This is a genomic window from Primorskyibacter flagellatus (assembly GCF_900176485.1).
GTDB lineage: Bacteria > Pseudomonadota > Alphaproteobacteria > Rhodobacterales > Rhodobacteraceae > Primorskyibacter > Primorskyibacter flagellatus.
The window spans coordinates 1-8771 of sequence record NZ_FWYD01000040.1; the positions used below are offsets into that span (position 1 = coordinate 1).

Consider the following 8771-nt stretch of genomic DNA (forward strand, 5'->3'; position numbering starts at 1 on the left):
GTCTTGTAACACCCCCCTCCACGAATACGAAAGCGAAGGCCAGAGTAGATGGACGCGCAAATCTTGCATTCCGGCTTTGACGGGCTGAAATTCACAATTCAGACGGATATTCCCCCGGCCCTGCGTGCAGAACTGGTTGCCGCCAAGGATCTCGCGAAGAAGACCCATAGCGACTGCATTGTGGATTTTGGCCCCATCAAATTGAGTGTCACCAACAAAGGCGCACGCGGCTTCACTGCTCATACCGGCGATCATGGTGGTGTTTGGCTGTTTCAAGATCCCGAAGACCGCATTCCCAACAATCCCGGCATTACTGTCGATTTCCGGGCCTTTGGCCTTGCCACAAGCGGCCTAGAGGGAGCCGAACAACACTTTCGCGCCTGCATGGTCGCCTTCGGCATTCCCTATGTTGAAACACAGCTGCGGGTTGCGCGGGCAGATTTTGCCGTGGATTTCCTTGCCCCATGGTTTGAACCAAACCGGGACTGCTTGGTTGTGCCGCCCGGAACCAAAGTCACAGAATATACCGGCGTCGATGAAACCGCGACCGTTTCCAGCGGGGCGCGCGTCACCGGACTGCGTGCCGGAGCCGTCGCAAACCGTCAAATCGCGATCTACGACAAACGCGCCGAAGTCATCCAGAGCAACAAACTTGGCTGGCTCACCATCTGGAATGCGGCCAGCACGGCCATTGGCAAACCGCCGCTAGACCTGACCGACCGCAACACAAGCCAAGTCTGGCGGTTCGAGCTGCGCCTTGGTTCCAAGCAATTGCGCAACCGGTTTGAGCTACGCAATTGGCAGGACATTCGCAGCACCATCGGAGACGCCTTTACAGACGCCACCAAGCGCATTCGCTACTGCGAGCCGACACATGACCGCAACCGCGCCAGATGGCCCACCCACGACCTCTGGCGATTGTTCGAGGCTGTCATTGGCAACGATCTAAGGCACAACTGCTGCGGCGTTCTTCCTAGCGACGTGATTCAAGCAAACCGCGCCGCAAAAATGCGCGAACTCGACGCGCAAATCTGCGGATTGTTCGTCAGCCGTGCAGCGATTTCAGGTGTATCATCTGCCGAGTTCAGCGACTTCATGGAGAGCCACGTTGAGGCACTTTTACGGACCGTCGAAGAACACCCAGCCTCATTAGAGGAAAGGCTTGCGAAGGCGCAAAACCGGTATCGCTTGGCAGACTAGAACGGGCGGATATTGTTGAAAAACTCTGCGATCAGAAAAGCACTCTGAAAATTTGGGATATTGTCCCTGGAGGATGCATTTCACCAAACCAAATTTGAAGAATGCTCATTCTCCGGGATGCTGTTCTTTCAAATCGCCCAATGTCCGTCATGAACCGAGTTTTTCAACAAAATCAGCGGATAGCGGCACTTCGCTGCGCTTGCAAAATGGCTTCTTTGAAACTCGAAAAGCTGCCGTTGAGTTGGGTTCCATGCACTTTCACCCTCAATGCTAGTATACGCCAACAGTAGGCACTATATTGTGTAGAAAGCGGCGAAGCGACGGCAAGGTGTAGACGATGAACGATGAAGACACCGACAATGAGAAACCCAAAAGTTTCGACATTTCCAAGTTAACCATGGAAATGAGAGATGAAGACCGGGCGGCTGCGGATGAACGCCTGAGGGAACAGTTCAAGGAAATGACGGAAGGAAACGACGTTATGAAGGACGCGTTGCGCGGCATCGGCGGCGTCAGCGCTTTACAGGACGCCATGGGTTCCGTGAACAGCTTGCAAGATGCGATTAAGGCCAGCGGTATCGGTAGCGTGCAGGAACAAGTGCGCGACGCTATGAGTGGCTTGGCGACAAGCGGTATCCAAGATGACTTGTCCGCCTTGAGAGGCGCGGGCGTCTTTGACCAACTCAACGCCGAACATGCGGCAATGGAAGAAGCACGCAAAAGCGCGCTAGGCGTCTTGCCGGAGGGCTACATCGAAAGTTTGACCGGGGCTTCTGGCGCAGCCGCGTTGGCGGCGTCAGGGCTGCAAGACCGGATGCGCGGGCTTGGTTTAGGTGAGGACTCCTCTTTCTCGCGCATTGCCGCCGGTATCGCAGAGCAACAAAGCGTCTTGGATCGGATGCATCAAGACCGTTTTGAGGTATCGCCAGCTTTGCGCGATATCCACATCCCCGAGAATCCTTTGATTGAAACAAACAAGCGACTCGAAAGGATTGAGCGAAGGTTTGACCAAATCTCGCACGTTGCCGAAACGTCTGCACAGACCGCGACAGAGCTTCAATTAGCGGCGGCAGAATTCCTGAAAGACTTCAAAGAAGCTGCATCGAAGAACGATGAAGCGGCTGCGGACGCAATCCGACTCGGCAAAGGCGCGGTTTGGGCGGCAATTTTGATACCGTTCCTTGTGTTCGGCGCTCAATATGCCGCCAATACCTATTTACCAAATCGCGAGGCTGAGGCGTTGCAACAATCGGTCACCGGGCTAAAGACTGAGATTGATGCAATGCAGGCCGCTGACGCGGCGCAGACGGAACGCTTGATAGATGCTATCGCGGCGTCAGATGAAGCCACGGCGGCGGCGATCTTGGAAGGATTGAGGGCGCTGCAACCGCCCGCCGCTGACACGACTCCGATAGCCGACTAAAGGTAGAATTTTCCCTCTGCACCGAACCCATTAGCGTCTTCCCACGGCAGAGCTTCTACATCTGTGCGTCTATTTTTAGCGCATGAGGCCGTCAGGCCGTTGGACGTTTGGAGCCATGCGCCGTCTTTGCGTTCCAGCCATGCGGATGTGTAGAAGCCGCCCATTTTTCGCCGGGTCGCAGATGACATTATTGCTGCCGAAATAAGTTCCTTGCCCTTGTCTGTAGGCCATAGCGCAACCTTGATTGAAATTTCGCCGTGTCCAGCGTCGTGCGCGTGAGCGATTGCGGGGATACCATCCATCTCAAATTCAATAAGTGGCGAGTCATCAAAATTATTCTTGTCGGGCGTCAGCCCGAATTTGTCGCAACGTAGAAATTCATTAATTGTGCGCACAAGCACCTTTTGTGCGAGTTGGGCCTTTGCACTCAGTTTCGGCATTCTCGACTTCTCCGGCTACACGCTACTTCTGCGTTAACTTGGATTCTTTATTTCCTTACCGCCGCGCGGCTACTGTGACGCCCTTTCTTGCTTCTCTTTGAAAGATTTGATTGGCCATTCAGTCGGTGTGAAAATCTCATGGAAGTCACTGTCAACATTGCTTGCAATACGTGCGAGCAAACCAATCAAGCGATGCGCATTTTCGCGGGTCTCACGCAATAGGTTACCCTCTACCGCATTTTCATCGCCGCTTCTTTCAACGTATCTACTGTCGATGACGCCCGCATTGTGTTCAAAGACGTGCCTACGCTCCATCATCAACCGGATAAAGCGAGCATCCTTATCCGCTATGCCTTTGAGCGGATTCAGGTCGAAAAAATCTTTCAAACGCTTGAAAGTTTCCGACTCAATGTCATGAAAGACCAATCTAGAAAGCGCTTCTTTCCGTGCGGCCTTCATCGGCGTCCGGCGCACGAGTTGTTTGGCAAAGTCACGGCATGCTGCATCGAATGCAGATATGCTTTGGCCTACGGATGCCTCTGGTTGCGCTTGTCCCTTATTTAGAGATTGCCTGATTTCCTCAAGCCGCCCGGTGAGCATCTGTATGTTATTCCGCCACCCGCAAGCGGCGCAGTAACCATAGAGTCCTCTGATATCGTTGAACTCGCCGCAGTGATCACACTTGTATCGTGTCTGTTGGGTCTGTGACGCGTAGTAGAAATCGGGCTTGGGTTCATCTGCGGCCTGTTTGACGATGCTTTCCATGTCGATTTCAACTTGTCGCTGTGTGCCTCGTTTATCGGGTGCAGCAAGTTCTTCCTCTAAGCGCTCTGCCAGATGCGCTAGGAACATTCTTTGGGCCGGTGTGAGAAATTGAAATGCTGCCGTTCTTAGGCCGCAATAAGGACAAGTCTGTGGATAAATTGCAGCGTGGTTTCCGTTGCGAAAGTATCCACTACACTGCGGACATTGGTGGCCCCAGCATCCCAGCGAGTCGGACCCAATGATTGCCGGAACACATCCCTCAGGTGGTGGAGGATCAAACGGTTGGCCAATTCCACCCAATTTGAAATCAGACACCGGAATTCCATGAGGGAGTAAGATGTAGACGCCAACGGCAGTCATCGGCCCCGGACTACGCCCGACAATTCCAAACGCCGCGCCTTTTCGCCCTTCGTTATCGCATGCGATATTTATCGTGGTATTGGCACCGCAGTGGGCAACCTCTTTAAAATCTTGGTCGTAATACGCCATTGCCTGCATCCGTCCACTTACTGGATCTGCTATAGATCTTTCGAGATTGTAGCTTGCCCGCAACGTATGGGCCATCGGTGATGTGGTGAAAACAACGATCGGCTTTCACTCAATCATGGCATCAATGAAATGTGAAACGAGCAATGCCATGCACCTGCAGTTAGAATTCAGGTCGATTGGCTCCGCCGCAGCCTTCGAAGTGCAAGCGGGGTGTCCGTTAAAGGGATGTGCCGACCTCTTCACCCTGCAGGCTGGGTTTTCTCTATTTTTACGAATTCAGCAAAAAGATGCGTTGCTGCTTCGCCATATGTCTCCTTTTGCGGGCCGCGCTGCAGCGTAGCGACCAAGTGGTAGATGGCCGCTTTGGGCCGGTCTCCAAATCAACGATGATTTTGGATGACCAGTTCCCTTCAATCTTCATTAGACGAGAGGTGCCGCTCTTGTTCGAGAAGTGGGCCAGCACCACGAATATGAGGATTTCTCCAGCTGATGCCGCCGGATCGATTGCGCATAAAATGGCCCTGCACCCAGTGAGCGCGGCGCTTTGGGCTGCTCTCTTCGTTTGCCTCGCGCTTGTCGCTGGTCGCTTCAAGTTGACGCCTGCCTAATTCGCCCAGCTTGACCTTGATTATGGACTTGTTGGGCAGTGTTCGCCCTGATTTCTGCACTCTTCGTCTTTCGGCCCTTGGATATGCAGGCACTTCCTCTTTCTCCAGCATGGCCTTGTGTTCAAAAAGGATCGACATGCCAACCGCCATAGCTAGGAAGCCAACGCAGAGCGATTTTTCTTGTTTGATTGCTTCTTCTTCTGTGACTTTATCTCCGATAACCTGAGACAAAGCGAAGGTAGGTGAATGTAGAATATCCACCGACGCTCCTTGTGATTTAAAGATCAGCAGGTTCGGGAACAGGCCATGGTTATTTGCGAGATAAATCTGGCTGTAGAGTACGTTGTCATCCTGGGTGATCAGCGCGGCAGGCCATTCGCCGACTTTGGGTTCTGGCACAGTCAACAACATTGCCGGGAACGGCAAACGAACGTTGTTGAACATACTGTCTAGACCGTCCTCTTGCATTTGTGCTGAGAGATCATGCAGCATTACCTGCGCGCGCTCGTCTATCTTGTAGAACTGTGCGACATCAAAAATTTCACGTTGCCGCTTTCCGTGAAAATCAAGCGATTCAATAAGGTCAGGTTTTAGTGACGCTCGATCAATACCCTTCAGGTGAAGCAGAATATCCGGATATCGTTCATAGAAATCTAGCAAGTTCGCGAGCATTGTTCATACCTCAAGATACCAAGCGATTGATACCATGCATCGATCGTACGCAACATCAAGGTCATCCATTCAATTCGCGAATGCAGCGAACGGCAAGTTTGACGGGCTGCGCCGCAGCATCGAGGCAAGTGATCGGAAGGCAGCTAAGGGCCGCTTGCGCTAAAGCATCAAGGTAAGGACTGGGCCTTCAGAGCGCTTCACGAGACGGCTGGTCGCAATGCAGCAAAGACCGTGGTATCGACCGGACCACGGATTTTCTGATCGTTGCCGTTCTACCACACCCACCAAACGCTCCCGGTTGCTTCCACAGTGCTTCCACGGGTATTTCGCCAACGCGTAAAGCCGCCCTGAGACGGCCTGTAAGCTATTGGTATTGTTCGGTATTTATGGTTGCGGGAGTAGGATTTGAACCTACGACCTTCAGGTTATGAGCCTCAAAGGCTGCTCATTTCCGAATATTGATGTAGATATTTATATTGTGATTTACCAGTATGTTAGGCGCATACCTGATCACTTCAAACAATCCCGGCATTGCGCAAGATTACTCCAAAATGTAGCACCAACGTAGCACCAGTGTAGCACCGCGTTTGAAGGATAGCATTTTGAGCAGCCATCATATCAACTTCACCAAGGCCGCATTGCTGAAGGCCCCAAGCCCGGCGAAGGGCAAGAAAGATTACTACTACGACGAGCGGGAAAAGGGTCTGTTGATGGCGGTCACGTCCGCAGGCACCAAGTCGTTCTATCTCTACAAGCGCATCGACGGACGCCCGGAACGGCTCTTGCTGGGGCGGTTCCCCGATATCAGCATCGAGAATGCCCGCAAACTTGCGGCGAGTGCCAAGGGCGAGATTGCGACGGGACAAAACCCACAAAAAGAGAAGCGCGCGATCCGTGATGAAATGACCTTTGCCGCGCTGTTTGCCGACTACATGGACAAATACTCAAAAGTCCACAAACGCTCATGGGCCTATGACGAGCGCGAGGTTAACAAGTTTCTGTCGCATTGGTTCAAGCGCAAGATATCTTCGATCGAACGCGCCGAGGTCGAGCGGCTTCACGCCAAGATCGGCAAGGAAAGCGGCCTCTATCAAGCCAACCGCCTGTTGGAGCGCATCCGGTCGATCTTCAACAAAGCGATAGATTGGGGCTGGAGCGGGACCAACCCCGCCGTTGGCATCAAGAAGTTCAAAGAGAAAAGCCGTGACCGGTTCTTGCAGCCCGACGAGTTGCCGCGTTTCTTTGAAGCGCTGGCAAATGAACCCAATGAGACAGCACGGGATTTCTTTATGATTTCGCTGCTGACGGGCGCGCGGAAATCAAACACGCTTGCGATGCGCTGGAGCGATATCAATTTCACAACCCAAACTTGGCGGATTGAAACCACCAAAAACGGCGACGCCCAAACCATTCACCTGCCCAAAGAGGCCATGACGATCCTGACCGAACGGAAGTGGAAAAGCGAAAGCCCTTGGGTGTTTGAAGGCAACGGAGCCAAGGGGCATTTTGCTGACCCCAAGAAGGCTTGGGAACGCATTTTGAAAGAAGCTGGAATTGAGGATTTGCGCATCCACGACTTGCGCCGGACGCTGGGCAGCTATCAGGCGGCAACGGGGGCGAATGGCTATATCATCGGCAAGTCACTGGGCCACCGCAGCCAGCAATCCACCGCGATCTATGCGCGGCTCAATCTCGACCCGGTGCGGGATTCCGTGAACAAGGCCACCGACGCGATGTTTGGCTATATGCGGCCGACCGAAGGCCATGAGGTCGAGCAGTGAGCTACTGTTGGCCTATGCCGCCTATTTGCAGCACAACTTTTGAGGGGCAGTTCTATGACCAGATATTTCCGCCCAGTTTCTTTGGAGAACTGTCTGACTTGATGGGCATAGCGCAGAATGCGCCGAACCTTTCGGCACTGCGTCAGGGTCACTATCAGGCGTTTTCTGAATTTGTGACCGGCCAAATTGAGCAACGTAACTTTCAGAGCCTGAAGGCGGAGAACACGCGACTTGACCGGGTCGCAAAGGATGCCGACAAGCTGCTGCAATCCCTGACCGCCTTATATGACTTCGGGCAGACTCAGGGTAAGTTGAAGCGAGCAGTGGAAAGCAACCCGACGAGCTTTACCAGTTCCAACGGGCATAGATTGGCGTCACTTTTAGACGACACCCGGCCAGATAATCCGTTCTTCATCATCAAGCAGTTTGTTTCGGATATTTCGATTTCCGCACAAAGGGCCAAAATCACAACGCCAAAGCAAAGTGCGGGTCTGCCCAAAAGCAAAGAAGGCGACTTCGATCTGGCCGCTATAGAGGCTCTTGTGTGTGACAGGGACTTAGCGCTATCGGGGGATGACGCCGCCGATCTACCCCGTTGGAAAGAGCAGAGCGAAGCCCACAAGCTGGGCGGTGATCACGCGTTACTGCAATTCGTAAAGTGCTTCAAAACCGTTTGGGTGGCACTTTCCCCCCACCCTTTCACGCAGGGGCATTACTACGAAAAGATCGGCCATGAACCTTCAAGAACGCTCGCCGCGTTAAAGCTGTGCTTTGCGTCATTTGCGCCGGAGATCAACCCGCAGGCGATTGTCACCGCCATCCGCAAAGTTCAGGCAGGGTAGCTAAAATATCTCGTTGCAAATTCCGGGCGCAAAACACGCTCGGCTCTTGCAACCAGCCTAAATGGAAGCGCCCCAAGGCTTCTGGCAGTTTCGTTTCATGGCTCAAACCAGAAAGGAACTGCCTGATATGACTAATATATTCCCATCCAATCTTATGACGCCCGAGCAAGTATCTGACTATCTTGGCGTCTCTGTTGAAACCCTCAATGTCTGGCGCTGCACCAAGCGCTACAACCTTCCCTACGTCAAAGCCGGACGGCTTGTGCGCTACCGCCTTCAGGATATCGAAGCGTTTGTAACCTCTCGTATGCAGGGAGAGAGCAATGCTTGATAGCTGCTGGAAATCAATCGACTTTGCCCTGATCAACCTGTCCTGTCTGCACCGACTCCCGTCGCTTCTGGCTGCATGGTTGCCTGACGGACAACGGCAAGGGCGCGAGTGGGTAGCGCTTAATCGTATGCGCCGTCTCGGCCCCATTGGTGTTTCGCTTGCGGTGGGGTGCTCGGCTCATTCTGCTGACGTTTTTGCCTTCGTGAACGCTCAGAATGAG

9 protein-coding genes, 1 tRNA gene and 1 pseudogene are annotated in these 8771 nt (G+C 53.2%); 7 read left to right on the plus strand and 4 right to left on the minus strand.

Annotated features, from left to right (window positions below; translation table 11 throughout):
- The first annotated feature begins 48 nt into the window (after positions 1 to 48).
- Positions 49 to 1200: a hypothetical protein gene (locus B8991_RS20395; RefSeq protein ID WP_084355124.1), complete on the plus strand. Its 1152-nt coding sequence runs from the start codon at positions 49 to 51 to the stop codon at positions 1198 to 1200.
- A 337-nt stretch (positions 1201 to 1537) separates the two neighbouring features.
- Positions 1538 to 2623, plus strand: a complete 1086-nt coding sequence (locus B8991_RS20400) for a hypothetical protein (RefSeq protein ID WP_084355125.1) — start codon at positions 1538 to 1540, stop codon at positions 2621 to 2623.
- Here the strand turns inward: B8991_RS20400 and B8991_RS20405 are convergent.
- Together B8991_RS20405 and B8991_RS20410 are read right to left on the minus strand one after the other, a co-directional pair.
- Positions 2620 to 3063 (minus strand): hypothetical protein, encoded by a 444-nt coding sequence (locus tag B8991_RS20405; RefSeq protein ID WP_084355126.1) that lies wholly within the window; start codon positions 3061 to 3063, stop codon positions 2620 to 2622. The two genes, B8991_RS20400 and B8991_RS20405, sit on opposite strands and share 4 nt — an antisense overlap.
- Positions 3064 to 3132: 69 nt before the next feature.
- The gene (locus tag B8991_RS20410; RefSeq protein WP_143514694.1) at positions 3133 to 4317 is read right to left on the minus strand and encodes a hypothetical protein; all 1185 of its coding nucleotides are present in this window, start codon (positions 4315 to 4317) and stop codon (positions 3133 to 3135) included.
- Positions 4318 to 4402: 85 nt separating this feature from the next.
- On the opposite strand from B8991_RS20410, the gene B8991_RS20415 reads away from it, so the two are divergent.
- Positions 4403 to 4657 (plus strand): hypothetical protein, encoded by a 255-nt coding sequence (locus B8991_RS20415; protein ID WP_143514695.1) that lies wholly within the window; start codon positions 4403 to 4405, stop codon positions 4655 to 4657.
- A 70-nt stretch (positions 4658 to 4727) separates the two neighbouring features.
- On the opposite strand, the gene B8991_RS20420 is transcribed toward B8991_RS20415, so the two are convergent.
- Both B8991_RS20420 and B8991_RS21630 read right to left on the minus strand, forming a co-directional pair.
- Complete coding sequence (locus tag B8991_RS20420; RefSeq protein WP_179141567.1) at positions 4728 to 5585, minus strand: hypothetical protein; 858 nt, start codon at positions 5583 to 5585, stop codon at positions 4728 to 4730.
- 399 nt (positions 5586 to 5984) lie between these two features.
- Positions 5985 to 6128: transfer RNA gene (locus B8991_RS21630), tRNA-Met, on the minus strand.
- A 71-nt stretch (positions 6129 to 6199) separates the two neighbouring features.
- Here B8991_RS21630 and B8991_RS20425 point away from each other — a divergent pair.
- From B8991_RS20425 to B8991_RS21800, 4 genes and pseudogenes are all read left to right on the plus strand, one after another.
- Positions 6200 to 7378 carry a tyrosine-type recombinase/integrase gene (locus tag B8991_RS20425; protein ID WP_084355130.1) on the plus strand — a complete coding sequence of 393 codons (1179 nt, stop codon included), beginning with the start codon at positions 6200 to 6202 and terminating at the stop codon, positions 7376 to 7378.
- Complete coding sequence (locus B8991_RS20430; protein WP_179141568.1) at positions 7375 to 8220, plus strand: hypothetical protein; 846 nt, start codon at positions 7375 to 7377, stop codon at positions 8218 to 8220. The genes B8991_RS20425 and B8991_RS20430 overlap by 4 nt, the downstream gene beginning before the upstream one ends.
- Before the next feature lie 61 nt (positions 8221 to 8281).
- Positions 8282 to 8551 carry a helix-turn-helix domain-containing protein gene (locus B8991_RS20435; RefSeq protein WP_218673278.1) on the plus strand — a complete coding sequence of 90 codons (270 nt, stop codon included), beginning with the start codon at positions 8282 to 8284 and terminating at the stop codon, positions 8549 to 8551.
- Positions 8544 to 8771, plus strand: a pseudogene (locus B8991_RS21800) (hypothetical protein); the annotation flags it as partial. The gene B8991_RS20435 and the pseudogene B8991_RS21800, both read left to right, overlap by 8 nt.